Annotated in this window: 23 protein-coding genes; 19 read left to right on the top strand and 4 right to left on the bottom strand. The window is 36.5% G+C overall.

From position 1 onward, the window contains the following. Positions 1-360 precede the first annotated feature (360 nt). The 5 genes from NDQ75_RS00315 to NDQ75_RS00335 all read left to right on the top strand — a co-directional run bounded on the left by NDQ75_RS00315 (position 361) and on the right by NDQ75_RS00335 (position 6,944). Positions 361-2,586, top strand: a complete 2,226-nt coding sequence (locus NDQ75_RS00315; RefSeq protein WP_202028778.1) for an NADP-dependent isocitrate dehydrogenase — start codon at positions 361-363, stop codon at positions 2,584-2,586. Between the two features lie 116 nt (positions 2,587-2,702). After that, positions 2,703-5,075: a TonB-dependent receptor gene (locus NDQ75_RS00320; protein ID WP_202028779.1), complete on the top strand. Its 2,373-nt coding sequence runs from the start codon at positions 2,703-2,705 to the stop codon at positions 5,073-5,075. A 4-nt stretch (positions 5,076-5,079) separates the two neighbouring features. Then, the gene (locus NDQ75_RS00325) at positions 5,080-5,889 is read left to right on the top strand and encodes a DUF4249 domain-containing protein (RefSeq protein WP_202028780.1); all 810 of its coding nucleotides are present in this window, start codon (positions 5,080-5,082) and stop codon (positions 5,887-5,889) included. Positions 5,890-5,908: 19 nt separating this feature from the next. Continuing rightward, positions 5,909-6,733, top strand: coding sequence for an N-acetylmuramic acid 6-phosphate etherase (gene murQ, locus NDQ75_RS00330; protein ID WP_202028781.1), 825 nt, complete (start codon positions 5,909-5,911; stop codon positions 6,731-6,733). After that, a complete protein-coding gene (locus tag NDQ75_RS00335) occupies positions 6,717-6,944 on the top strand; it encodes a DUF6095 family protein (RefSeq protein WP_202028782.1) in 228 nt (75 codons plus the stop codon). Before murQ ends, NDQ75_RS00335 begins: the two co-directional genes overlap by 17 nt. 140 nt (positions 6,945-7,084) lie before the next feature. Here the strand turns inward: NDQ75_RS00335 and typA are convergent, their stop codons facing one another. After that, the gene (gene typA / locus NDQ75_RS00340) at positions 7,085-8,890 is read right to left on the bottom strand and encodes a translational GTPase TypA (protein ID WP_202028783.1); all 1,806 of its coding nucleotides are present in this window, start codon (positions 8,888-8,890) and stop codon (positions 7,085-7,087) included. A 244-nt stretch (positions 8,891-9,134) separates the two neighbouring features. Between typA and kdsA the strand changes: the two genes are divergently transcribed. Beyond that, positions 9,135-9,953, top strand: a complete 819-nt coding sequence (kdsA, locus tag NDQ75_RS00345; RefSeq protein WP_202028784.1) for a 3-deoxy-8-phosphooctulonate synthase — start codon at positions 9,135-9,137, stop codon at positions 9,951-9,953. On the opposite strand, the gene NDQ75_RS00350 is transcribed toward kdsA, so the two are convergent. Then, positions 9,950-10,960, bottom strand: a complete 1,011-nt coding sequence (locus NDQ75_RS00350) for a helix-turn-helix domain-containing protein (protein WP_202028785.1) — start codon at positions 10,958-10,960, stop codon at positions 9,950-9,952. The genes kdsA and NDQ75_RS00350 overlap by 4 nt on opposite strands. Before the next feature lie 81 nt (positions 10,961-11,041). Between NDQ75_RS00350 and NDQ75_RS00355 the strand changes: the two genes are divergently transcribed. The 5 genes from NDQ75_RS00355 (at position 11,042) to NDQ75_RS00375 (ending at position 16,463) form a co-directional block, all read left to right on the top strand. Further along, complete coding sequence (locus tag NDQ75_RS00355) at positions 11,042-13,411, top strand: TonB-dependent receptor (protein WP_202028786.1); 2,370 nt, start codon at positions 11,042-11,044, stop codon at positions 13,409-13,411. Between the two features lie 22 nt (positions 13,412-13,433). Then, a complete protein-coding gene (locus NDQ75_RS00360; RefSeq protein WP_202028787.1) occupies positions 13,434-14,150 on the top strand; it encodes a DUF4198 domain-containing protein in 717 nt (238 codons plus the stop codon). Positions 14,151-14,255: 105 nt separating this feature from the next. Next, positions 14,256-14,585, top strand: coding sequence for a DUF3325 family protein (locus NDQ75_RS00365; protein ID WP_202028788.1), 330 nt, complete (start codon positions 14,256-14,258; stop codon positions 14,583-14,585). A gap of 3 nt (positions 14,586-14,588) precedes the next feature. Continuing rightward, positions 14,589-14,888, top strand: a complete 300-nt coding sequence (locus NDQ75_RS00370; RefSeq protein ID WP_202028789.1) for a hypothetical protein — start codon at positions 14,589-14,591, stop codon at positions 14,886-14,888. After that, the gene (locus NDQ75_RS00375) at positions 14,889-16,463 is read left to right on the top strand and encodes a PepSY-associated TM helix domain-containing protein (RefSeq protein ID WP_202028790.1); all 1,575 of its coding nucleotides are present in this window, start codon (positions 14,889-14,891) and stop codon (positions 16,461-16,463) included. Here NDQ75_RS00375 and NDQ75_RS00380 read toward each other — a convergent pair. After that, the gene (locus NDQ75_RS00380; RefSeq protein WP_202028791.1) at positions 16,427-16,768 is read right to left on the bottom strand and encodes a DUF1801 domain-containing protein; all 342 of its coding nucleotides are present in this window, start codon (positions 16,766-16,768) and stop codon (positions 16,427-16,429) included. The genes NDQ75_RS00375 and NDQ75_RS00380 overlap by 37 nt on opposite strands. A gap of 79 nt (positions 16,769-16,847) precedes the next feature. Between NDQ75_RS00380 and NDQ75_RS00385 the strand changes: the two genes are divergently transcribed. The 7 genes from NDQ75_RS00385 to NDQ75_RS00415 all read left to right on the top strand — a co-directional run bounded on the left by NDQ75_RS00385 (position 16,848) and on the right by NDQ75_RS00415 (position 23,873). After that, positions 16,848-17,495 carry a hypothetical protein gene (locus NDQ75_RS00385; protein ID WP_202028792.1) on the top strand — a complete coding sequence of 216 codons (648 nt, stop codon included), beginning with the start codon at positions 16,848-16,850 and terminating at the stop codon, positions 17,493-17,495. Between the two features lie 172 nt (positions 17,496-17,667). Further along, on the top strand, positions 17,668-18,708 hold the full coding sequence (locus tag NDQ75_RS00390) for a DUF481 domain-containing protein (RefSeq protein WP_202028793.1): 1,041 nt from the start codon (positions 17,668-17,670) through the stop codon (positions 18,706-18,708). A gap of 13 nt (positions 18,709-18,721) precedes the next feature. Next, a complete protein-coding gene (locus tag NDQ75_RS00395; protein ID WP_202028794.1) occupies positions 18,722-19,330 on the top strand; it encodes a hypothetical protein in 609 nt (202 codons plus the stop codon). A 156-nt stretch (positions 19,331-19,486) separates the two neighbouring features. Then, on the top strand, positions 19,487-20,104 hold the full coding sequence (locus tag NDQ75_RS00400; protein ID WP_202028795.1) for a DUF4136 domain-containing protein: 618 nt from the start codon (positions 19,487-19,489) through the stop codon (positions 20,102-20,104). A gap of 11 nt (positions 20,105-20,115) precedes the next feature. Then, complete coding sequence (locus tag NDQ75_RS00405; protein WP_202028796.1) at positions 20,116-20,718, top strand: OmpW family outer membrane protein; 603 nt, start codon at positions 20,116-20,118, stop codon at positions 20,716-20,718. 373 nt (positions 20,719-21,091) lie between these two features. Then, positions 21,092-22,972, top strand: a complete 1,881-nt coding sequence (gene htpG, locus NDQ75_RS00410; RefSeq protein WP_202028797.1) for a molecular chaperone HtpG — start codon at positions 21,092-21,094, stop codon at positions 22,970-22,972. Between the two features lie 106 nt (positions 22,973-23,078). Then, positions 23,079-23,873 (top strand): DUF6503 family protein, encoded by a 795-nt coding sequence (locus NDQ75_RS00415; RefSeq protein WP_202028798.1) that lies wholly within the window; start codon positions 23,079-23,081, stop codon positions 23,871-23,873. A 376-nt stretch (positions 23,874-24,249) separates the two neighbouring features. On the opposite strand, the gene NDQ75_RS00420 is transcribed toward NDQ75_RS00415, so the two are convergent. Beyond that, positions 24,250-24,786, bottom strand: a complete 537-nt coding sequence (locus tag NDQ75_RS00420) for a DUF4494 domain-containing protein (RefSeq protein WP_202028799.1) — start codon at positions 24,784-24,786, stop codon at positions 24,250-24,252. Positions 24,787-25,125: 339 nt separating this feature from the next. Here NDQ75_RS00420 and NDQ75_RS00425 point away from each other — a divergent pair, with 339 nt between their 5' ends. Beyond that, positions 25,126-25,671, top strand: a complete 546-nt coding sequence (locus NDQ75_RS00425) for a sigma-70 family RNA polymerase sigma factor (RefSeq protein ID WP_202028800.1) — start codon at positions 25,126-25,128, stop codon at positions 25,669-25,671. Positions 25,672-25,841 lie beyond the last annotated feature (170 nt).

The raw sequence follows: 25,841 nt of genomic DNA on the forward strand, positions 1-25,841 counted from the left end.
GTTTGAATTTAACTTTAAACAGTTAGATCAGTGCCGAAAAAATTGAAACCGAGTGTTTTAAATTTGAGTAGGAAGTAAAAACAAAATTGAAACATCCCGTTAGGTCTTGATTACATTATTGAGAAAACGATTAAGATGTTTCATTGAAATAGCCATTTACAAGTAGTGGGATTTCTTTACAGAAAACACGAAAGTTTATAAAGCTATTTCAGAAAAAGCCATATCAAAACATTCGTTGTATTGATATGGCTTTTGTCGTTTTATCACTATTTTAAGACAATTGGTTAACTTTCTATTACTCTAAAACTGTTTTAAATTGTATATTTGCGCAGTTTAATTTAAAATTAGTTCTTCAAATAAATGTCACAAAAACCAAAAATTCTTTACACTAAAACAGACGAAGCTCCTGCATTAGCCACTTACTCTTGGCTCTCCATCGTAAAAGCATATACATCAACATCTAATATAGATATTGAAACCAAAGACATTTCATTAGCAGCTAGAATTTTGGCTGTATTTCCAGATATGCTTTCTGAAGATCAAAAAGTAACAAACGACCTTCAGGAACTTGGGGAAATTGCTAAAACCCCAGAGGCTAATATTATAAAACTACCAAATATTAGTGCTTCCATCCCACAATTGGAAGACGCCATCGAAGAGTTACAGGCAAAAGGTTTTTCTATTCCAGATTATCCGCACGAGCCTAAAACAGATGAAGAGAAGGAAATTAAAGCACGTTTTGATAGCGTAAAAGGTAGCGCCGTTAACCCAGTGCTTAGAGAAGGTAATTCTGACAGAAGAGCGCCAAAGGCGGTTAAAAACTACGCGAAAAAGAACCCTCACAGTATGGGTGCATGGACATCCAGTTCAAAATCCCATGTGGCAACAATGGAAGAAGGAGATTTTCGCTCTAATGAAAAATCACTTACCATTGCCAATGGCCAAAACTTAAAAATCCAATTTGTTGGAGATAATGGCCAAACAGAAGTTTTAAAAGAACAAGTAAAGGTATTGGACAAAGAAGTTATAGACGCTACTGTGATGAGCAAAAAAGCGTTGGTTAACTTTTTAGAAGAACAAGTAAAGGATGCCAAGGATAAAGATGTTCTTTTCTCCGTGCATTTGAAAGCAACCATGATGAAGGTGTCTGACCCAATTATTTTTGGACACACCGTGAAAGTTTTCTTTAAGGAACTTTTTGAAAAACATGGAGCGATTCTGGATCGAATTAATGTTGAAGAAAATAACGGATTAGGAGACCTTCTAGAAAAAGTTGAAGCACTTCCTGATGCTGAAAAGACAGAGGTAAAAGCGACTATTGCCAATATTTTAAAGGAGCAACCGGACTTAGCAATGGTAAATTCTGACAAAGGGATTACCAACTTGCACGTTCCTAGTGATGTAATTATCGATGCTTCCATGCCGGCTATGATTCGTAATTCCGGACAAATGTGGAATGCTGAAGGAAAAAGCCAAGACACGAAAGCGGTTATTCCAGATAGCAGTTATTCCAGCATTTACCAAGCTACGATCGATTTCTGTAAAAAGCACGGTGCATTCGACCCAACAACTATGGGAACTGTTCCCAACGTTGGTTTAATGGCTCAAAAAGCCGAAGAATACGGTTCTCACGATAAAACTTTTGAAATTTCAGGAAATGGATCCGTTCAGGTTCTCAACGAGAATGGAGAAGTTATCATTGAGCACAAAGTTGCCGAAGGTGATATTTGGAGAATGTGCCAAGTGAAAGATCTTCCTATTCAAGATTGGGTAAAACTTGCTGTGAACCGCGCAAGAGCTACTGACACACCTGCTATTTTCTGGCTAGACGAAAATCGTGCCCACGATGCAGAGCTTATCAAAAAAGTAAATGTTTATTTAGAAGACCATAACATTGAAGGTTTAGAAATAAAAATAATGTCTCCTGAGGAGGCAACTCATTATACGCTTGCCCGTCTTAAAGATGGAAAAGACACCATTTCCGTTACCGGAAATGTATTAAGGGATTACCTTACCGATCTTTTCCCAATTCTAGAAGTGGGTACCAGTGCCAAAATGCTTTCAATCGTTCCTTTGATGAATGGAGGAGGTTTGTTTGAAACAGGTGCAGGTGGATCGGCACCAAAACACGTAGAGCAGTTTTTAGAGGAAGGGCACTTGCGTTGGGATTCTCTTGGTGAATTCTTGGCATTGGCAGTTTCTTTAGAGCACTATGGTAATGTGAACAACAACAGCAAAGCGAAAGTATTAGCGACAACTTTGGATGAAGCTACCGGAAAATTCCTCGAGGAAGATAGATCTCCTTCCAGAAAAGTTGGTGAGCTAGACACTAGAGGTAGTCATTTTTACTTAGGTCTTTACTGGGCACAAGCATTGGCTAAGCAAACGGAAGATGCTGAATTAAAAGAAATCTTCACCCCAATAGCTTCTGAATTAACCGAAAAAGAAGCTGTCATTGTAGAAGAGCTAAACAATGCACAAGGAAAAGAGGTTTCTATTGGTGGTTATTATTTGCCAGATAATGAAACCACTACTAAAGCTATGAGGCCAAGCGCCACTTTCAATAGCATTTTAGAGAAAATTTAAGTAGAATACCATCATATATTGAAAGGCCCCCACTATTGGGGGCTTTTGTTATTTTAATACTAAAGTTACCCGTATTTATATAAATCCCCTTATTTTTAATCAAAAAAAGAAAAAGAATGACCAACTTATGCAAAGCCTTGCTAATTTTCCTATGCGGAATAGCAATTTCCTATGGTCAAAATAAATCCATTCTCAGCGGTATTGTTAAAGAATCTTCCAGTAACGAAACTCTTATCGGAGTGAACGTTATTATACCGGAACTTCAAACGGGAACCACTACCAACGAATACGGGTTTTATTCCATATCGGTACCGCCGGGCAACTATACCGTTCAGATTAGTTATTTAGGATACCAAAATATTTCCGAAGAAATTGACCTTTCTAACAATGTCGTAAAAAACTTTAGTCTTGATGATGCCGCCGAAGAACTTGATGAAGTAGTAGTGGAAGAAGATGTGGAAAGAATAAGCATTAAGAGTCCGCAAATGAGTGTTAACAATCTATCTACAGCAACTATTAAAAAAATACCAGCTGTTCTTGGAGAGGTCGATGTTATAAAATCTATTTTACTGCTCCCGGGAGTTAGTAATGCTGGGGAAGCGGCCTCAGGCTTCAACGTGCGTGGTGGAGCGGCAGACCAAAACCTGATTCTTTTGGATGAAGCAATTCTTTTTAATTCCGACCACCTTTTTGGCTTCTTTTCCGTATTCAATCCGGATGCTATCAAGAATATCAAACTTTACAAAGGAGGAATCCCTGCGCGATACGGCGGTAGAGTGTCTTCAGTATTGGATATTTACCAAAAGGACGGAAACAGCAAAGATTTTCATATGACGGGAGGTATCGGAGCTGTTGCCAGTAGGTTGCTCGCGGAAGGGCCCATTGTAAAAGACAAAGGTTCTTTTCTAGTGGCTGGAAGAAGCTCTTATGCTCATCTTTTTCTTAAACTTTCCGACAACGAAAATTCTGCTTATTTCTACGACCTCAACACTAAACTCTCCTATAAATTCGATTCTAAAAACAGTTTGTACGTTTCTGGATACTTCGGAAGGGATGTTTTTGACATCAATGAAAGTTTCAAGAATATTTATGGAAATGCCGTGTTCAATGCCCGATGGAACCATTTGTTTTCAGAAAAACTCTTCTCTAATCTATCGGCAATTTATAGTGATTACTATTACGGACTCGCACTGGATTTTGTAGGCTTCAATTGGAATAGTGGTATTAAAAATTTCAATGTGAAATATGACTTTAAGCATTACATTTCAAACAATTTCAAACTCAACTACGGGGTAAACAATGTATATTACCGATTTAATCCCGGAGAAATAGAGCCTCAAGGAGAAAATTCCGGAGTAAACTACTTTAAACTTACCGATAAGTATGCAAACGAATTTGCTGTTTACTTAGGTGCAGAGCAAAAAATAAGCGACAATTTAACGGTTGAATACGGAATTCGACAAAGTCGTTTTGATCGCTTGGGTCAAGATGAACTAAATGTGTACGAAAATAACAATCCCGTTAAGTACAATGCAGACCAAGGCGTTTACGAAAAGGCCACCCCAATAGACACGGTAAGTGCCAGCAGGGGAACTTCCATTAAATCGTTTACCAATTTGGAGCCCCGCCTAGCGCTTTCCTACTCGTTTGACGATACGCAATCGATAAAAGCCAGTTACAACAGAATGTCGCAATATCTTCATCTGCTTTCTAACACCAGCTCCCCTACCCCGCTGGATGTTTGGACACCTAGTGGCCCATACGTAAAGCCTCAAATTCTCGATCAATATGCGGTGGGTTATTTCAAAAACATCAACAACAACGATTATTCTTTGGAGGTAGAACTGTTCTACAAAAACATAAAAAATAGAATTGATTACATTGACGGAGCCGACCTTATAGCCAATAACGCTATAGAACAAGTAATTTTAAATGGAAAAGCAAAAGCATACGGAATGGAAGTGCTCTTCAAAAAGAACGTCGGTAAACTACAGGGCTGGATTTCTTACACTTTATCAGAATCCATGCAGAGAACACCTGGTAGAAATGCAAATGAACCCGGAATTAACAACGGAGAATGGTATTTCACCCCTTTCGACAAAACCCATGATATCTCCTTGACCACAAATTATGCGCTCACGGATAAATGGAGCTTCGGTACCAATTTTATTTTTCAAACAGGCCGACCTACCACCTTCCCAAATGGGCAGTACGAATACGAAGGTATTACCGTTCCTAGCTTCGGATTAAGAAACAACAATAGGTTACCAACATACAACCGTTTGGACCTTTCTGCTACCTACGTTCCAAAACCCAGAAAAGTTAAAGGATGGCAAAGTGAATGGGTTTTTAGTGTCTACAATGTTTACAACAGAATGAACGCTGCATCCATTACCTTTAGGGAAAATGTAGAAGAACAAAGAAACGAAGCTGTACAGCTTTCCATTTTTGGTATTATCCCTTCAATTACCTATAACTTTAAATTTTAGCATCATGAAAAAAGTAATTATAGGCATACTCACCGTTTTTTTATTCCTTTCTTGTGAAGAAGTAATCGACGTGGATCTGGAAACTGCGCCACCCAGATTGGTAGTTGAAGCCTCTATTAATTGGGTAAACCAAACCAACGGCACCAATCAGCAAATAAGGCTAACCCAAACTGCACCATATTTTGATACGGAAGTTCCACCCGCGAATAATGCAGAGGTTTTTATTCTGAATGAAGCTGGAGATCGATTTGATTTTATTGAAGATGGCAATAGCGGTTTTTACATTTGCACTGATTTTGAACCCGTTATTGGTTCAACTTATTTTCTTACAGTTATATATGAAGGAGAAACTTATACTGCGGAAGAAACCATGCTTCCCGTACCAAGTTTTGAGTATGTAACTCAGAGTGATGGTGAAGTATTTTCTGAAGAATTCATAGAGTTGAAAGCATTTTTTCAAGATCCGCCGAACGAAGAAAATTACTATTTCTACACCTTTGATGCAGAAAACGACAACACTATTGATGTTATTGAGGATAGGCTCGTAGATGGAAACGAAATTTTCGCATTTTTCGCCAGTGAAGAATTGTCCGTTGGCGAGGATGTTGAGATTAGCCTTTATGGCGTTTCCAAAAGGTATTTCAGTTTTATGAGCACACTTTTAGACCAAACAGGAACAGATGGTGGTGGTCCTTTTGAGACCCAACCCGCCACGGTAAGGGGAAACATAATCAACCAAACTAACTTCGATAATTTCGCCTTCGGTTATTTTAGATTATCACAAACTGATCGATATACCTATACAATTGAGTAATTATTTTTACTTTTGAGGCATGAATTTCACAAAGACCACAGAACAGACTTCAAAGTATGATCATTTGGAGAAAATGACTGTTAATGAACTATTGATCAACATTAATAAAGAAGATAAAACAGTTCCATTGGCTGTAGAAAAAGAGCTTTCGTCTATTGAAATGCTAATAAATGCCATCGTTCCTAAACTAGAAAATGGCGGACGCCTATTCTATATGGGAGCAGGAACTAGTGGTCGTTTAGGAGTTGTAGATGCTTCAGAATGTCCGCCTACTTTTGGTGTATCCTACGACTTAGTTATAGGTATTATTGCAGGTGGAGAAAAAGCGATAAGAAATGCAGTGGAATTTGCGGAAGACAGCTTAGATCAAGGCTGGAAGGACTTACAGGAGTACAACATAACCGAAAAAGACGTAGTGGTGGGTATCGCCGCTTCGGGAACTACTCCCTACGTTATTGGAGCTTTAAAGGAATGTAATAAAAATGGGATTACAACCGGATGTATAACATGTAATAAAAACAGCCCTATGGGACGAGAAGCACAATTTCCTGTTGAAGTGGTTGTAGGACCTGAATTTGTTACCGGTAGCTCCAGAATGAAAGCTGGAACAGCACAAAAATTAGTGTTAAACATGATTTCCACGGCGGTAATGATTCGATTGGGACGTGTGAAAGGCAATAAAATGGTGGATATGCAACTGAGCAACCACAAACTGGTAGACAGGGGAATACGCATGATTATGGACGAAATACCGGTAAACCGCGAAACAGCCTCTAAATTACTGGAAGAAAATGGCAACGTTCGGGGTGCAATAAATAGCTATCTCAATGGAAAGAACGGATAGAGAACTCTTTTTTAAAAGTTTAAAATACTTTGCTTATACCGTAGTCTTGATGTTTATGGGACCAACGGTGATTTATCAAGCTTTCAAAAATCAAACCCACCCATGGTACTGGCCAGTTTTAATCGTTGGATTGCTACTGGCGGTTGCAGCGATTATCATGGGCTTTTATAGTCTTAAAGTGATTATGAAGTCTTTTTTTGGCGGTAAATAATTATTCTATTTTCCTACTACACAAAACTTATATTTTATTTCATAAAAAAACATCCCAAGGATTTTAAAATCCTTGAGATGTTTTGCTTTTTACGACCCCACAAACTCAATTAAAATCTGTGAGATTTATATGTAATAAAATTACCCTATTTGCTTCCCTAATCGCTTACGATCGGTTTCTTTAAGGTGAATTTTACGAATTCGCATTGTTTTCGGTGTTACCTCAACATATTCATCCTTTTGGATGTACTCCAAAGCCTCTTCCAAAGAAAATTTAATCGCAGGAACAATTTTAGCTTTGTCATCTGCACCGGATGAACGAACATTGGAAAGTTTTTTGGTTTTTGTGATATTCACCGTCATATCATCACCACGGGAATTCTCACCAACTACTTGTCCTTCGTAAATTTCTTCATTCGGATCAACAAAGAATTTTCCTCTTTCCTGAAGTTTATCAATAGAATAAGGAATCGCTTTACCGTTTTCCATAGAAATCAAAGAACCATTGTTTCTTCCAGGAATCTCTCCTTTATAAGGTTGATATTCCAAGAAACGGTGGTTCATAATGGCTTCTCCAGCAGTAGCTGTAAGCAATTGATTACGCAAACCAATAATACCTCTTGAAGGAATATTGAAAACGATATTCATCCGCTCTCCTTTTGGCTCCATACTTAGCATTTCACCTTTACGCATGGTTACCATTTCAACCGCTTTTCCAGAAACTTCTTCTGGTAAATCAATAGTTAATTCCTCGATAGGCTCACATTTAACCCCATCAATTTCTTTTATAATTACCTGTGGCTGACCAATTTGAAGTTCGTAACCTTCTCTACGCATCGTTTCTATCAATACAGAAAGGTGCAATACACCACGACCAAATACCAAAAATTTATCGGCGCTATCGGTTGGGTTTACTCGAAGCGCTAAGTTACGCTCCAATTCTTTCTCCAAACGCTCTTTAATATGCCTAGAAGTAACAAATTTTCCATCTTTTCCGAAGAAAGGAGAATCGTTAATGGTGAACAACATACTCATAGTAGGCTCATCGATTGCAATAGAAGGTAGTGCTTCCGGATTTTCAAAATCTGCAATAGTATCACCAATCTCGAAACCTTCCAATCCTGCAATGGCACAAATATCACCAGCCTGTACTTCCTCTACTTTCACACGTCCTAATCCGTCAAAAAGGTGCAATTCTTTTATTCTAGACTTAGAAATACTTCCATCTCTTTTTACTAAAGAAACGTTCATTCCCGCTTTTAAGGTCCCTCTTTGCAAACGACCAATAGCAATACGCCCAGTAAATGATGAGAAATCCAGCGACGTAATTAACATTTGGGTAGACCCCTCTTCAACCTTTGGAGAAGGGATATGTTCCACCACCATATCTAATAGCGGTTCGATATTTTCAGTTTGATTTTGCCAATCGTCAGACATCCAATTGTTTTTGGCAGAACCATAAACGGTTGGGAAATCCAATTGCCACTCCTCTGCACCCAATTCAAACATCAAATCAAAAACAGATTCATGCACTTCGTCAGGAGTACAGTTTTCCTTGTCCACTTTGTTTACAACCACAATTGGCTTCAATTTCATAGAGATTGCCTTTTGCAATACAAAACGTGTTTGTGGCATTGGCCCTTCAAAAGCATCTACCAACAACAAAACTCCATCTGCCATGTTCAATACACGCTCTACCTCTCCACCAAAATCGGCGTGACCAGGGGTATCAATGATATTAATTTTAGTGTCTTTGTACATTACAGACACGTTTTTAGAAAGAATGGTAATTCCCCTTTCTCTTTCCAAATCGTTGTTATCAAGAATCAGTTCTCCTGTTTCTTGATTATCCCTAAAAAGTTCACAGTGATGTAAAATTTTATCAACCAACGTAGTTTTTCCGTGGTCAACGTGTGCAATAATTGCTATGTTTTTAATGGATGTCATAATTATATCCTCGCTTTTAAGGGCGCAAAGGTAATGTTTAATTATGATAGAAAAGATAAAAAAGTGAATTTATTTAATTAATTGATTATTAAATTATTAACTCAGAAATCATATTCATTTTACATTCCATGACCATTTGTATTTTAAGAATTTCTTCAGAAGAAAATAAAGGGTTATACTTTATTGGTTCACAGATGCCCATATAAAGTAAAACAGTATCTTTGTGCTATTAATATTTATTGAAATGCAACTAGAAAAAATACCACAAATAAAACATTCTGATAGCAACAATTTCTTTCTACTGGCTGGTCCTTGCGCCATAGAAGGTGAAGAAATGGCCTTGCGTATAGCTGAAAAAGTAGTTTCTATAACTGATAAACTTGAAATCCCTTATGTTTTTAAGGGAAGTTTTAAAAAAGCAAACCGAAGCAGAATTGACTCATTTACAGGAATTGGAGACGAAAAGGCTCTGAAAATTTTACGTAAAGTGTCTGAAACTTTTCACGTACCTACAGTTACCGATATCCATGAAACGTCTGATGCGGCAATGGCTGCGGAATATGTCGACATTCTTCAGATTCCTGCCTTTTTGGTACGTCAAACAGATTTGCTTATTGCCGCTGCAGAAACGGGCAAAACGGTTAATTTGAAAAAAGGACAATTTATGAGTCCGGAAAGTATGAAACATGCTGTGCAAAAAGTGTTGGACTGCGGCAATGAACAAGCCGTAATTACCGACCGCGGAACCATGTTTGGCTACCAAGATATGATTGTGGATTTTAGGGGAGTTCCCACCATGAAACAATATGCACCGGTTGTACTAGACGTTACACATTCACTGCAACAGCCTAACCAAAGCAGCGGTGTAACAGGTGGCCGACCAGAACTTATTGGTACAATGGCCCGTGCAGGAATTGCTGCAGGCGTAGACGGACTTTTTATGGAAACCCATTTTGACCCTGCCAACGCTAAAAGTGACGGTGCCAACATGTTGCACTTGGATCATTTGGAGAAATTACTAACCAATTTAGTGGCACTGAGAAAGACGATTAATAGTTTTTAAGAATTTCCAATCGCTTCACTTTCAAACAGTCTATTTCTAAATTGTTTGGGCGATAACTTATATACTCTTTTAAATGCCGCACTAAAATGTGTGGCATTTTTGTATCCTACAGCTTCTGCAATTTCATAAATAGGTTTTTGGGAGGCTCTTAATAATTCTGAAGCTTTATTCATTTTCTGCTGCATATAAAACTCATTAATAGTGCAGCCGAAAATCCTTTTAAATTCCTTTTTAAAAATATACTCATTTAAAGCCATGGTTTTGGACATTTCCTTTATGGAATAATTTTCATTTAAATTAGCTTCCATAAACTCTTTGGCTTCATAAATTTTTTTCAAAATTTTATTGTTTCCAGCGGCATTTACTTGCCGTTGCGTTTTAGATTGTTCCAATTGAAGTGATAGCAATTCCAGTATTTTTGACTCCAATAGTAGCCTCCCGGAAATATTTTGAAAATTGGTTTCCAAAATAAAAATTATAAGTGAATGTATGTTTTTATAAAAGGGCTGGATAATACCACTATCGTTGTAGTTTTTAACAGAATTCAAATCCTTTAACCCTTTATTTTTTAAGTAATCTATCGCGATGGATATTCTAATTTCTTTAAAAATACGTTGCCCCGTAACCCTTACATACCCCTTAAAGTCTTCAGATTTCACCAAATATCCTTCTTGGCTTTCGTTTAAAACATCTTCGTAACCTCTTAAAGAAATAATCTTCTCCCCTTCTATCAAAAAAGACATCTGTATGGAGGGCTCGTTAGATTCAGCATAAAAAACCAAATCCCTCGTAAGTTTAAAATTGCAATAATGAATGGAAACCCCTTGAAACTCTATAAGACTGATGCAGCCTTCACCATAATTGTTTTTTAATTGATACTCTGTATTCAAAATACCAAATGCTTCATTTTTCTGTTTGGAAATGGCAATTACCTCCTTGAAATCACATTTCAATTTGGCCAGGTTGATTACTTCACAATTTATAAAATCACGTCTTTTTTTATCCATATCGCGTCATAAATCCGAAAGTGAGCTTGCTTACATTTGTGCTCTAATTTATTTAGACCAAATATAAATAACTAATCGAGAATGAAAAAAATAGTTACACTTCTTTTTTTAGCAACCACATTATATGGGTTTTCCCAAGGAAACATAAAGGGCAAAGTAACCACAGAAAGCGGCACTCCTATTTCCATGGTAAATGTCATGCTTAAAAACACCAACAAAGGGACGGAGACCAACCATAATGGAAACTTCAATCTACAAAATGTTGATGCCGGCAATTATACGCTCGTAGTCACCTATATGGGTTTTGTGCCTCAAGAACTAACTGTAAATGTTCAAGATGACGAAACAACGCAATTAAATGGCATAATTCTAAAGGAATCCACCGAATTTCTCGATGAAGTGGTATTAAATGGAAATGGCTCCAACGATTATGTGGTAAAAACACCTTCTTCTTCCCTTCGACTTAAAACAGAGGTATTGAAGCTTCCACAGAATATTCAAATTGTTAGTAACGAATTGATAAAAAGCCAAAACATCATCAACATGATGGAGAGTGTAACCCGTAACGTGAGTGGTGCCCAAATGATAGAACACTGGGGGACCTTTGCACGAATCAACATGCGCGGATTTAAATTACCAGCTTTTAGAAATGGGATGAATGTTGAACTTCCTTGGGGACCATTATCAGAAGATATGTCAATGGTAAATAATATCGAATTTGTAAAAGGCCCTGCAGGTTTTATGTTGTCCGCTGGTGAACCTGGAGGGTTTTACAATGTTGTAACCAAGAAACCTGTAAAGGAAAATATTAATGAAATTACATTAACCGCTGGTAGCTTTAATACCTATCGAGCCACATTCGACTCTGGCGGGGCGCTTACCAAAGATGGGAAACTTCAATACCGTTTTAACGGAATGTACCAAGAAAATGAATCTTTTAGGGAGTTTGAAGAAGGAAGCAGGTTTAGCATTGTCCCTTCTCTTCGATATGAAATATCTGATAAGACACAAATAACCACAGAATTTACATATCAGGAAGCAGACCAAATGATTGGGTCGGCATATGTGTTTGCTCCAATAGATGATGGCTTTGGAAGTTTACCACAAGACTTCTCAGGAATAGACAAAGATTTTCCATCCAGCGACATTGAGGAATTAAGTCTGCTTACCAATTTAACACATAACTTCAACGATAAATGGCAAGTTCAAGGTCAATATATGTACATGGACTATAGCCTGGAAGGTTCTTCCACTTGGCCTGTTACCCCAAATGGAGAAGGAGTGCTACCCAATGGCGATATGTATCGAGGTGTGAGTATTTGGGACGCATTAAGCACCAACGAACTCGCACAGATTTATGTAAACGGTGAATTTAATACTGGTGGTATTACTCATAAAATTCTTGGTGGGTTTGATTACAGAAATCTAGAATATTGGGCCGATTGGGGTCAAGGAGGCAACATTGATGTAAACGGTCCTTTTAATATTTACAATCCAGTTTATGGGAATGCTGTTTACCCCGTCTTTAATCGTTCTCAATCTGTAAAAGAGAGAGGTGCAGCCAATTATCAAGGAAATAACTACCGTGCTTTTTATCTTCAAGATGAAGCTTGGATGTTTAATAATCGCTTACGGATAACACTAGCTGCACGTTACAACGATGCCACTATTTTTGCATACGGACAGGAAAGCAATGATGAAAAAGTAACTCCAAGAATAGGGGTTAGTTTTGATATTTTACCTGGCTTTACAGCTTACGGACTTTATGATGAAGCCTTTACTCCACAATACGGACAAAGTTACAACAATCAAAGATTCGACCCTTTGGAGTCGGTTGATATTGAAGGAGGATTGAAAAAAGAATGGTTCAACGGAAAACTAAATACCAGCATAACTGCTTATCAAATAACAAAAAACAATTATTTGGTAACCGATTTTGAACATCCCGCTGAAGATGGTAGCTTCCGATTTTCAACACAAACCGGTGAAGTTCAATCGAAAGGTATTGAATTTGACATGCAAGGACAGATTACGGAATGCTTAAACGTAGTTTTCAACTACGCGCATACGGACGTTAGAATCACAGAAGATACCAACCCCGACAATATTGGCACTCGTATCGCAGGCCACGCCAAACATATTACCAACGGATGGGTAAATTACACATTTCATGAAGATAACTTCTTAAAGGGATTTGGAGTTTCCTTAGGCTACCAATACCAAGTAGACCGTTCTTCCTGGGCGTGGGGTGCAGAAAACAACCCGTTACTTCCAGATTATTTTAGACTGGACGGAGGTATCTCGTGGGCCAAAAATAATTTTAGAGTCAACCTAAACGTCAATAATATTTTAGATGAATACCTGTATTCGGGTTCCGCTTATGCAAAATACCTATACTGGCAAAGTGAGCCAGGAATTAATGGTAGAATTACCTTAGCCTACCGATTTTAATTAATAAAAAAATAGAAAAAACATGAAAAAACTAATTACACTTATCGCATTTCTTTGTATTTCAAGTTCTTCTTTTGCCCATTACCTTTGGTTGGAAACCAATGCCGATGGAAAGCTTGGAGAAAAACAAGAAGTAAAAGTACACTTTGGTGAATACACCTATGGAGTTATTGAAAAAGTTGAAGGCGATGCTTTTTCAAAAGTGAATAAATTCACTCTTTGGTTAGTTTCTCCTTCTGGAGCGAAAACACCATTGGAAACCTCTGCTAAAGAAACGTATTACCTAGCTTATTTCACTCCCCAGGAGGAAGGGACTTACACGGTTCTTTTAAACAATGATGAAATTGATGTTATTGATTATACCCAATACGATTTCGGTATTTTTAAAACACATTACCATTCGGTAGCAACTGTAAATGTAGGAAGCAAAACCAACGAGTCTGTTTCAGAAAATAAAGAAGGAATTACTGTAAAAAGGATTGCGTCGGAAAAAAATGAGGTAAAACTTCAAATTTTGTATAAAAACGAACCTTTGGCAAAAAATGAGGTTACCGTTTTTGTAGCCGACCAATGGTCTAAAAAACTGGAAAGTGATGATGAAGGATTCATTTCATTCAAAAAACCTTGGAATACCAAATACATTTTAGAAACAACAAAAAAAGAAGAAGTTCCAGGCACTTACAACGGGGAGGGTTACCAATTTGTTTGGCATTGTGCCACCTATTGCATCCCTAAATAGCATTAAAAATACCCGTAATACACCTTTTACTAAATCACAAAAACAGCTCTGGGAACCCTTCAGGGTTGTTCTTGTGTAAATATTAAGAAAACAAACTGCTACCAAATGATATCTTTAATTATATTTTTGATTTTTATAGGATTCTATGCTTTATACAACAGCTCTAAACGGGCGGCGCTCAATACTTCAAAAATAGAAGTATGGCTTCAGAAAAACCTTAAAATTTCAAAGGTCACAGCAATTCTTCTTTTAAGTATTTCGCTTGTTTTATCCATTTTTGAGAATGGTTTTGCGTCTGGCACACTCTTATGGTTTATCTTATTAATGACGCTGGGCAGTTTGACAATTTTACTTGCACCATTAAAAATTATGAGTTACAAAACTGTTTTAGTGGTTTTTACATGCATCTTATGGATTGAAAATTTTATTTTTTAAGTTATGCCCGCCAATAAAAAATACTTAACGCACTCCCCATGGCAACGTTTTGCCAAAATCTCTGCTGCATTTCTCGGTTCTTATTTAGTTACCGTAAGCTTACATTTGGCCATCGCAGGGTGGTTTGCCAAAGCCAATATAGTAATAACCATGACCTATTCTGGATTTATCATTTGGTCTGTTTTAATGGTGGTTACTTTCTTGGTTAAAAATGGTTGGAAAATATGGGGGCTTTACCTACTCCTCACTTTATTTTTCTTCGGAATATATTACTTCGGAAAAACTTATAATCCCACTTTTTAAATGAATCAACGCTCCTACAACATATTTTTTCATTTACATACCATTAGCGGCATTATAATAAGTGCTGCTCTCTTTGTTATTTTTTTCGCAGGATCCTTCGCTTTTTTTAGGGATGAAATAGCCAATTGGCAAAAAAATAAAGAAATGCCCGCCATAGAAACAGGCATTACCATAAATATAGATACAGTTCTGGACTCGCTGAATAATACTTATCAATTATATGGCCGCGATATAGAAATTGGCAAACATTATAACGAAAGACGAATTGATGTAAATCTTTCCGCGAGCAAAGATTCAACCGCTTCTGAAGAGTCAAAAAAAGGTGCATTTTTCTACTTAGATACCAATACCTTCCACACTTATAATTATCAAGAATCATACACCCTTGGTGAGTTTCTATACCGATTGCATTTCTTTGCACAAATCCCTTATCCTTATGGATATTATCTTTCAGGTTTTGTTGCCTTCTTTTTCCTATTTGCATTGATTACAGGAATCCTTATCCACTGGGACAAAATTGTGACTAATTTTTATGTTTTTAGACCCAAAGCAAAACTTAAAACTATTTGGACAGATGCACATACGGCATTGGGTCTTATCGGTTTTCCTTTTCAATTTGTATATGCTGTAACAGGAGCATTTTTTATGCTAAGCGCTATCATGGCAGCTCCCAATATATTTTTTCTATACGATGGTGACCAACAAAAAATGTATGAAGAATTAGAATACACAGAGAAACCAGAAGCACTTTCTTACGAAAAACTAAAAACTATTCCTTCCGTAGAAAAATACGTAACCAACACAAAAGCCACTTGGGAAGATTTTTCCATATCGCATATCCATATCCACAATTTCGGGGACAAAGACATGAAAGTTTCAGTAGAAGGGGAATTAAACAAAAAAGAGAAGTTTACAGGAAATGGTAAAATAGTGTATCAAGTCAGCACAAATAAAATACTATCCAAAAGGAATCCTTTTACTGAAACCACTTACCTAGATGGGGTGAAAAATGTCCTTTATCGTTTGCATTTTGGTGATTATTCCGGGTATTCTTTAAAAATTATAAGTTTTCTTCTGGGGCTTATTTCTTGTTTTGTAATTATTTCTGGGGTACTTATTTGGTTGGTGGCAAGAGACAAAAGACACATACCGGAAAAGAAACGTAAATTCAACAAATGGCTGGTTACAATCTATATAGCTATCTGTTTATCCATGTACCCAACAACAGCTCTTTCATTTATTGCTGTTAAAATTTTTCCTTTTGCAGATAAAGCCTTTATTTATCAGTTTTATTTTATCTGTTGGCTTATACTTTCAATCATATTTATTTGTAAACAAAGTCTTTATTCCATCAATAGATATGCGTTATTGATTGGCAGTATTATTGGCTTTTTTATTCCTATTAGTAATGGAATAATAACAGGAAATTGGTTTTGGAAATCTTATTCTGAAAACTTATTTCAATCCTTTTTTATCGACATTTTCTGGTTGGTTTTAGCCAGCATCACCCTTTTAGTCTCTTTTAAAATCAGAAAAAATCAGTATAAAACTTTTAATTCCTCCAAAACCTCATGAATCACTGTTTTGTTTATTTCGTCTAAAGACCAGTACCGAAGGGACTTAACAAGTTTCCTGTTTTCTCCTATTAATTTATCTTGATGCTGGGTTAATTGAGTTCCTTTCATAAAACAGAGGTCTACATAACCATGCGTAACGTTTAAATAACAGAAGGGTTTTGTTTTGTAGTAATAAAAAGGAAGATGCCACTTAAATTTCAGCTCCAAATCATTGATTGATTTTTCAATAATGAGCTGTAAATACATTAAAATCTCCCTATACTTTTCAGGTTGTTTAAGGATATAGGTTTCAGCTGGGTTCATCAGTTTTTTTTACAAGAGTTTGTTATAAATTTAGTATTTTAAAGAAAATAAAATTAATTTAGTTCAAAATTTACAAATCATGATAAAGAAAGTAATTCTACCCCTGCTAACATTGGCATTGGTTTATTCCTGTGGTACATCCACAAACATTACAGCCTCTTGGGCCAATAAAGAAGCTTTTGCTCAGAAAAAATACAAAAATGTTTTTATCGCTGCCATAACGGGAAATGTTCCTGCTAAAACTACCATCGAAAATGAGTTGGCATTTCAATTGCAACAAAGAGGGATTAGTTCTACAAAAAGCCACAATGTATTTCCTGGAACATTTACAAAAGAGAACAAACCTTCAAAGGAAACGCTTTTAGAAGGTATTAGAAATGCCAAGAGTGATGCCATTTTAACCATTACGCTTAAGCATGAAGAAAATGAAACACGTTATGTGCCAGGGACTAATAATTATGCTATGTACAATCCTGTTGGTTACGGTTACTACGGAAATTTCTATGGATACTATAATTCGGTATATGCCTACGGATATGATCCTGGATATTACACAACCGACAAGGTATATTATTTAGAAACTAATATTTACGATGCTGATAGCCAAGAACTTATTTGGTCTGCGCAATCTAAAACCTATAATCCTTCAAATATTGATGACTTTACAAAAGGTTACACAGAAGCGATTATCGGCAAATTACAGAAAGACGAAATTTTAGCACAATAATTTTTATTACGCCTTTATAAGAAAGAGAAAAACGGTTAATCTAGAACAAGCTTAACCGTTTTTTTATTTAACCCATTTTAAAATTTTGCTATATTTATAGTAGCAAGTTAAAACTTAACTCCTTCCCCCTCACCCTATAGACGATAGTTGAATATAAATAATCTCTAAGGGAATGCATAAAATTTTTACATTTTTACTTACTTTTTCAGTTCTATTAATATCCCAAACTAGTTTTTCGCAGGAAGAAGAACCGCACGATAGCATTGTATTAGACAATAAAGATATCCTAGTGGGTGAAATTAAAGAAATGAAAAATGGTGTTCTTACCATTGAAACCGATTATAGTGATAGCGATTTTAAGGTGAAATGGGTTAATATTAAAAAAATTAATAGTAATCAGTATTACCTAGTTACCCTCTCAGATGGTAGAAGGCTCAACACCAGTCTAAGAACAAAGCCTAGCGATTCTGCGACGGTAGATTTGCTGAATTCATTTGATGAAACCATTACAGTTCCTATTGAAGATGTGGTATATGTAAAAGCGCTAAAAACATCTTTCTTTTCACGCTTGAGCGCCTCCATTTCATTAGGGTACAACTTCACAAAAAGCAATAACCTCAGTCAACTTACAGTTCGAAGTACTGTGGGCTACATCGGGGATAAATGGGGATTTAACGGGAGCTATAACTCTGTTAGAAGCAATCAAGACAGTGTCCCTGAAACGCATCGAACCGATGCATCCCTCGGGGCAAGGTATTTTATGAAACACGATTGGTTCTACACATTAGCTGGAGATTTCTTAGCCAACGACGAACAAAAACTTAAACTACGAAGTACTATAAAAACAGGTATCGGTAAGTACATTGTTCATTCCAACAGAGTGTACTTTTCTTCAGGTGCAGGTTTGGCATGGAACAACGAACGCTTTACGGATGCTGTAACTCCCAACAGAAACAGTTTGGAAGCATTTTTAGGACTAGAACTAAATATGTTCGATTTTGATGATATCAGTCTTTATTCCAATTTCACTGTTTTTCCCAGTTTAACCGAATCGGGAAGGGTCCGTACCGACTTTAGTGTGGATTTATCGTACGACCTCCCTTTGGACTTTTTCATCAAAGTAGGACTTACCCACAACTTCGATAGTAAACCGGTGCAGAATGCTTCGAAAGTAGATTACATATTCCAAACAACGTTTGGCTGGGAACTTTAACACTTCAGAAATTATGATAAAAATTTTTACTTCGATAAAATCCCAATTACTATTTGGAGCCATGCTCTTAGTTACCACCGCTAATTTCGCTCAAGAAATAGAAAGCGAAACAGAAACCGTTAACGAAAGTGAGACCATAGTAGAGCAGGAAAGTGAAGAAGAGGAAGAAGAATTCAAACGCCATAAACTAGGCGCTTTTATTGGTTATACTTGGATACCCAAAATAGTAGATCAAGAAGGAGAAAGAGGTAAAATATTAGTACCTGCTCTTGGATTCTCATACGAATATTGGTTTGCCGAAAGATGGGCCATAGGAACTTATAATGATGTGGAGATTATTAAATATGAAGTCGAAAGAGAAAATGGGATGGGCGAACTCGCAAGGGAAAATGCTATTGTGCTATCCTTAGGACTGGTTTACGAAGTACTACCCGGGTGGACACTTATTGCTGGCGGCGGTATCGAAACCGATAAAAATGAAACCCTAGGAATTGGACACTTCGGTACCGAATATGTATTTCTTGAGAAAAAAGAAACAGAATTATCCCTTTCATTTACTTATACCCGCAAGGAGTTTTACGATACTTTTTCTATCGGTTTGGTACTAGGTAAAAAATTATAGCACTGTAACCGCTCCAAAAGATCTTAAATTAAAAACTAGGGATTGTTATAACTTATAAGCTAAATGGTTCTGCAACCATTGAAATTAAGAACGGAAACTCAAATTAATTTTAATATTTAAATGATGAAAACAGTGAACTTAATTCGTTTGTGCTGTATGTTATCAATAGGTTTATTGATGTACAGCTGTGCTGAAGACGGCCCAGATTACGTAGATGAACTGGATGTAGTTTACACAAACTACAACGACGATTTTGATTTCGGTACAACTACCACCTATTCCCTACCCGATAATGTCATTAAAGTTGATGACGAAACATTCCCTCTAGACGATGGCGATGAGCCAGACTTTATCGATGACGAATACGGCGATGTTATTTTAAGTAGTATTGCTTCCAACATGGATGAACGTGGCTGGCAGCGAGTTGACAAAGATAGTAATCCAGATGTAATCATTTTACCCGCTGCTATGTCTACCCTTAATCTTTATTATTATTACGATTGGGGCTACTGGGGTTGGTGGTACCCGGGCTACTTCCCTGGTTGGGGTTGGTGGTACCCTGGTTATTATCCTCCGTTTATCACTGGATACCGATCGGGAACTGTGGTTTTACAAATGACTCACCCTGATGGCATTGGCTTAGACGACAACATCCCTGTTATTTGGACGGCTTCCATAAATGGTTTATTTGAAGGAAGCACCACTTCCATTCAAGAAAGGATACGCAACACGGTAGATCAAGCCTTTACACAATCTCCCTACTTAACTAAATAACACTTACTGAGATGAAGAAGATAATTACAATAATAATATTCTGTTTGGTAAGTTTATCGCTTACCGCGCAGAGCATACAGATGAAATCGATAGCTAGCATTAATTATAGTGTTGGCGTTCCAACAGGAAATCTAAATGACTTCATTTCCCGAGTAAGCGGAAGTGGTTTTTCGTTGGACTACAAACGTATGGTTGCTCCTAACATTTATTTAGGCGGAGAGCTTGGGTACAACTATTTCAGCGAAGAAAAAGGATATAACACCTATACTGAGGGAACAGCATCAGTAAGTGGTTTTCAAACCCGATACAATGCCAGTATTCCAATGACCATTACAGCTGATTACGTTTTTACCGATAATAGCAAAATAAAACCTTATGTTGGTCTTGGCATCGGTACAATTTACAATAACCGAGAAGTAGACCTTGGTTTATTTGCCTCTACCGTAGACACTTGGTTCTTTACCATTAAACCCGAAGCCGGTATTATTTATAACCTAAACTCTTATACAGGAATAAAATTTAGTTCACGATATTACCAAACGTTTGACAGCAAAGATTTGGACGGATATTCATATCTAGCGTTTGACATAGGATTTGTGTTTATGACTTTTTAAATATTCTTAGTCATTTAAAAATCCCGCATAGATGTGGGATTTTTTTTGTTCGAACGTTAATAAGAAAAGCGCATAACGGGCGTTATGCGCTTCTCCAAACAACCTAACCAATAAATAAACAAATTTCATATGGAAATTTAAGTGCTCTTTTTCATAGCGGTTTTTCCCATACTTAATTTAGCACAAGATAACAAATGTTTAATTATATATCAAAATAGTTAAACAAAATGTTTTGTTAAATTATTTCTTTTCAGCAAATCAACATATTTTTTACTCCCAGAAGATCTCTGCTGTCATCTTGTCAGAAGTTAATCATTGGTATTTTTTTTGACTATCACTCTTCAAAAATCATACTAATAAAAATTCTATACATATGACAACCGGAAATATTAATGTATCTGTTGAAAATATCTTTCCGCTGATTAAAAAATTCTTGTACAGCGACCACGAGATTTTTCTTAGGGAGCTTATCTCCAATGCCACAGACGCCACTTTAAAACTGAAGCACCTTACCAACATCGGGGAAGCTCCTGGTGTGGAATACGGAAATCCAATTATTGAAGTAAAAATAGATAAGGAAGGAAAAAAGCTTCATATTATTGACCAAGGAGTGGGAATGACTGCCGAAGAGGTTCAAAAATACATCAATGAAGTGGCTTTTTCCGGCGCCGAAGAGTTCCTTGAAAAATATAAAGATTCTGCAAAGGATAGTGGAATTATTGGTCATTTTGGATTAGGTTTCTATTCTGCCTTTATGGTTGCTGATAAAGTAGAAATCATTACCAAATCTTTCAAAGAAGAGCCTGCAGCGCACTGGACATGCGACGGCTCGCCTAAATATTCTTTGGAAGAAGCCGATAAAAAAGAGCATGGTACTGAAATCATCCTTCATATCAATAAAGATTCTGAAGAGTTTTTAGAAGAAGGAAGGATTAATGAATTGTTGACCAAGTACAATAAATTCATGCCGATTCCGATTAAATTCGGTACCCGTGAAGAAACTAAAAAGGTTGGTGAAGGAGATGATGCCAAAGAAGAAAAATTCACGGTAGATAATATTGTAAACAATCCAGACCCAGCATGGACTAAGCAACCAGCAGACCTAAAAGAGGAAGACTACAAAAATTTCTACAGGGAGTTATACCCTATGCAGTTCGAAGAACCACTTTTCCATATTCACCTAAATGTGGATTATCCGTTCAACCTTACAGGTATTTTATACTTCCCTAAGCTGTCGAACGACCTTACCATGCAAAAGGACAAGATTCAGCTTTACCAAAATCAAGTGTTTGTAACAGACAATGTTGAAGGTATTGTTCCTGAATTTTTAACAATGCTGAAAGGGGTTATAGATTCTCCCGATATTCCATTGAACGTATCACGATCTTATCTACAAGCTGACGGGAACGTTAAGAAAATCTCCAGCTACATTACTCGTAAAGTAGCCGATAAACTGAAATCGCTTTTCAATGAAAACAGGGAAGATTTCGAGAAAAAGTGGAATGACATAAAAATTGTGATTGAATACGGTATGCTTTCAGAAGAAAAATTCTTCGATAAAGCAGACAAGTTTGCCCTGTACCCTACCGTAGACAATAACTATTTCACTTTTGAAGAACTTCAAGAGAAAATAAAAGATAACCAAACCGATAAGGATAACAAACTGGTTATTCTTTATGCCAGCGACAAAGATGCACAGCACACCTATATAAATGAAGCAAAAGAACGTGGCTACGAGGTGTTGTTGCTAGACTCTCCGATTGTTTCGCATTTGCTTCAGAAATTGGAAACTTCCAAAGAGAATATCTCTTTTGTTAGAGTGGATTCTGATTCTATAGACAACCTCATCAAAAAAGACGAAGAAAAAATTTCTAAACTTTCCGATGAGGAAAAAGACACCCTTAAAGGTGTTTTAGAGGAAGTAGTGCCAAAAGAAAAGTTTACGGTTCAACTGGAATCATTAGACAGCAAAGCATCTCCTTTCACTATTACGCAACCAGAATTTATGCGAAGAATGAAAGAAATGAGCGCTACCGGTGGCGGTATGTTTGGTATGGGCAATATGCCAGAAATGTACAATCTGGTGGTAAACACAAACCACGACTTGGTTAATAACATCCTTACCACCAAAACAAAAGCCAAGCAAGAACGCTTAATAAAACAATCGTTGGATTTAGCACGTTTATCACAAGGTTTGCTTAAAGGTGAAGAGCTTACCAATTTTGTAAAGCGTAGCTACGATATGATTAAATAATTTAGTATTACGTTATATCACAAGGCTGTCTAAAACATTTTAAAATTTAGGCAGCCTTTTTTGTAATCATTAATTAAACAATTCGTCCTAATTAAAAAATTTAACTATGCGCATTTTACTGAAATTTCTAGTTTTAAGTACATTTTTTTTATTGAGCTGTAAAAACGAAACCAAAGAGAAAGTTGTTGAAGAAACTCCAAAATCCAAATCTCCTTTTGTTGAAAGTGTTGAAAAAGCACACCGTAAAAATGATTTAGTAAATAAAAACTATGTCCAATTTGATATTGATGTATTTTTTGGAGGCAAACCCCGTTTGGCAGGTACGGTAACCATGAATACCAATTCAAGTGAAATTAGAATCGACAAAAAAGACGGCACTTCCTTATTTTACGATGGAAAAAATGTAATGCTTTCGCCTAAAGACGCCAATGAGAAAGGCGCCCGATTCGATATGTTTACATGGGCGTATTTTTTTGCGCTACCCTTTAAATTGAGTGACCAAGGAACGAATATTGAAACACTGAAAGACCATTCACTTGATAGCCTTTCCTACCACACCGCAAAACTGACTTTTGACAAAAATACAGGCGACGCTCCGGATGACTGGTATATACTTTATGCCGATAAGGAAACTGGTTTGTTGGAGGCTGCTGGATACATAGTGACATTTGGAAAGACATTGGAAAAAGCAGAAGCCAATCCGCATGCTATTGCTTATCACAACTATAAAAAAGTTCAAAACATTCCTATTGCTACTGCATGGACGTTTCATAATTGGTCACAGGAAACCGGACTGGAAGACACCATTGGAACTGCTACTTTGAAAAACATCAAATTTGTAGATAAAAACAGTGAATTTTTTAAAGCCCCTGAAAATAGCACACCAATTACTGTAGATTAATAGCAGTTAGATTTTAAAATTATAATTGTTGATAAAAATCGACCTATTTAAAAAATATTGAAAATCAAGGAAGCAGCTTGGGCTTAGAGATAAAAAGCTGTTTGAGCGTAGCGAGTTCTTTTTATCTGTGGGGGAGGTTTCCGTAGATTTTTTTATATTTTTTAAATCAGTCTTGACTTTCCTGCCTGCCGGCAGGCAGGTTTGTTTCGTTTTTGTGTCAAGACAAAAATGAAAAAATTGTTCGAGCTTTCAAGATCAATTTCATGTTTGTATTCAATCTAGACAGTTGTAATACCTAATTCATATTTGAAAAAAAACTGGATTTATAATAGTCATTAAGTTCTAAATCCAGTTTTTATTTCCAAAGAAATATCTCTTATACTGTTTCTTCAGTAACCTCTTCTACCTCGTCCTCCGAAGTTTCTAAGGTGGATTCTTTAATTTTATTGAATTTCTCTACGCTTTCCAATTCCTCTTCATCGCCAGAAAAATATGGGAACACATCCATAATCGGAGATTCTGTAATCATCGGGATGGTGTAGTCACCCATCGTGTTTTTCATTACCTCAACGGTATTGTCGTACGCCTCCTTTACATCATTGGCTTGTACCAGCAAATAGATATTTGTTTTACGCTCTTTTCCGCTTTCTTCATCATAAGCAACTAAGGCAACTTTGGATTTAAACCAACGGTCGGTATTTTCAAACGGATGAATTTCCGCATAATTGGCCACTTTTATATTGGTAATCTTAAATTCTTCACTAATGTAAGCAGACATTTCCTCGTTAATCCTAGACTCGGCTTCCGTATAAGAAACAGCGTCTATTAAATAAGGCTCAGTAACCACCTTCTGGGCTCCGGTTTCAACTGTTTTTCTATATTTAACCTTGCATTCGTACCAAGTTGCGCTCATAATATTTAATTTTTATAGGACGCCAAATATAACCGTTGATAAAGAAATATATTGCTGCTACTTAAAATAGATATTCACAATTCGTATCTCATGTTTATAGTTTGCTGATTGTAAATATGTAAGCTTTCTATTATTTTTTTTGAATAAAAATGTATCCTTTTTAAAGTTTCTCAGTCTACTTACTGAAGAACAATAAAATTTACTATTATGAAAAGTTGTAACTGTACTAATTGCGATTGTAAAAATTGTAACTGCGTTAACTGCTCAGCAAATAATTGCCCATGCACAAATTGCACCTGCAGCAAATGTGATTGTTGTTAAGGTTTTTTATTTTTGAATATGGAAACACAGCAAATATGGAATGAGTTGAATGATGAATTGTACTTTTTCATCCTAAAAAAGATGAAAGACAAACATGCTTCCAACGATGTTTTCCAAAATACATTTGTAAAAATCCACAGAAATTTATCCACCCTTGAAAATACAGAAAAAGCAAGGGCTTGGGCGTTTCAAATAGCACGTAACGAAATAGCCAATCATTTTAAAAAAGAGGCTATGTACGTAGAAAAATCTAACGAGGGAAAAGAAACGCCACCAGAGAATCAAGCACATTTATGCTGTTTTGATTCTTTTATAAACGATTTACCCAAAGTTTACAGAGAAGTTATTGAATTGGTTTACATAAAAGGTGAAAAGCAAAAAGACGCTGCTATTTTCCTCAACATAAGTTTAGAAAATGTAAAGGCAAGAGTTAGAAGAGCCAAGGAAATTTTAAAGCAAAAACTTAGTGAATGTTGCCAATATGAATTTGATAAGAACGGTAAATTAATTGGCGAACCTAATTGCGTAAAATGTAATACAGGCACAAAAATGGAATGGGGTTAATCTTAAAAAGATTAACCCCATTTTATTGTAATCATCGGCTATAGCTTAACTTTACGTTATTAATCATAGTATTCTTCGTTTCAAAGATAACCCTTTCATTTCTTTTGCTCGCCCAAAAGAAACGAAACAAAGAAAACGGCGCCTTATCCAAGGAATTTCTTCGACCATAA

Source organism: Galbibacter mesophilus (assembly GCF_023721415.1).
In the GTDB taxonomy this organism is placed as follows: domain Bacteria; phylum Bacteroidota; class Bacteroidia; order Flavobacteriales; family Flavobacteriaceae; genus Galbibacter; species Galbibacter mesophilus.

Bases quoted from the DNA above. Each gene is read 5' to 3' on its own strand.
- NDQ75_RS00360 (WP_202028787.1), top strand. From the start codon at position 13,434: ATGAAAAAACTAATTACACTTATCGCATTTCTTTGTATTTCAAGTTCT.
- NDQ75_RS00390 (WP_202028793.1), top strand. From the start codon at position 17,668: ATGCATAAAATTTTTACATTTTTACTTACTTTTTCAGTTCTATTAATA.
- NDQ75_RS00395 (WP_202028794.1), top strand. From the start codon at position 18,722: ATGATAAAAATTTTTACTTCGATAAAATCCCAATTACTATTTGGAGCC.
- NDQ75_RS00325 (WP_202028780.1), top strand. From the start codon at position 5,080: ATGAAAAAAGTAATTATAGGCATACTCACCGTTTTTTTATTCCTTTCT.
- NDQ75_RS00415 (WP_202028798.1), top strand. From the start codon at position 23,079: ATGCGCATTTTACTGAAATTTCTAGTTTTAAGTACATTTTTTTTATTG.
- NDQ75_RS00425 (WP_202028800.1), top strand. From the start codon at position 25,126: ATGGAAACACAGCAAATATGGAATGAGTTGAATGATGAATTGTACTTT.
- kdsA (WP_202028784.1), top strand. From the start codon at position 9,135: ATGCAACTAGAAAAAATACCACAAATAAAACATTCTGATAGCAACAAT.
- NDQ75_RS00320 (WP_202028779.1), top strand. From the start codon at position 2,703: ATGACCAACTTATGCAAAGCCTTGCTAATTTTCCTATGCGGAATAGCA.
- NDQ75_RS00335 (WP_202028782.1), top strand. From the start codon at position 6,717: ATGGAAAGAACGGATAGAGAACTCTTTTTTAAAAGTTTAAAATACTTT.
- typA (WP_202028783.1), bottom strand. From the start codon at position 8,890: ATGACATCCATTAAAAACATAGCAATTATTGCACACGTTGACCACGGA.
- murQ (WP_202028781.1), top strand. From the start codon at position 5,909: ATGAATTTCACAAAGACCACAGAACAGACTTCAAAGTATGATCATTTG.
- NDQ75_RS00350 (WP_202028785.1), bottom strand. From the start codon at position 10,960: ATGGATAAAAAAAGACGTGATTTTATAAATTGTGAAGTAATCAACCTG.
- NDQ75_RS00385 (WP_202028792.1), top strand. From the start codon at position 16,848: ATGATAAAGAAAGTAATTCTACCCCTGCTAACATTGGCATTGGTTTAT.
- NDQ75_RS00355 (WP_202028786.1), top strand. From the start codon at position 11,042: ATGAAAAAAATAGTTACACTTCTTTTTTTAGCAACCACATTATATGGG.
- NDQ75_RS00375 (WP_202028790.1), top strand. From the start codon at position 14,889: ATGAATCAACGCTCCTACAACATATTTTTTCATTTACATACCATTAGC.
- NDQ75_RS00370 (WP_202028789.1), top strand. From the start codon at position 14,589: ATGCCCGCCAATAAAAAATACTTAACGCACTCCCCATGGCAACGTTTT.
- NDQ75_RS00365 (WP_202028788.1), top strand. From the start codon at position 14,256: ATGATATCTTTAATTATATTTTTGATTTTTATAGGATTCTATGCTTTA.
- NDQ75_RS00420 (WP_202028799.1), bottom strand. From the start codon at position 24,786: ATGAGCGCAACTTGGTACGAATGCAAGGTTAAATATAGAAAAACAGTT.
- NDQ75_RS00315 (WP_202028778.1), top strand. From the start codon at position 361: ATGTCACAAAAACCAAAAATTCTTTACACTAAAACAGACGAAGCTCCT.
- NDQ75_RS00400 (WP_202028795.1), top strand. From the start codon at position 19,487: ATGTTATCAATAGGTTTATTGATGTACAGCTGTGCTGAAGACGGCCCA.
- htpG (WP_202028797.1), top strand. From the start codon at position 21,092: ATGACAACCGGAAATATTAATGTATCTGTTGAAAATATCTTTCCGCTG.
- NDQ75_RS00380 (WP_202028791.1), bottom strand. From the start codon at position 16,768: ATGAACCCAGCTGAAACCTATATCCTTAAACAACCTGAAAAGTATAGG.
- NDQ75_RS00405 (WP_202028796.1), top strand. From the start codon at position 20,116: ATGAAGAAGATAATTACAATAATAATATTCTGTTTGGTAAGTTTATCG.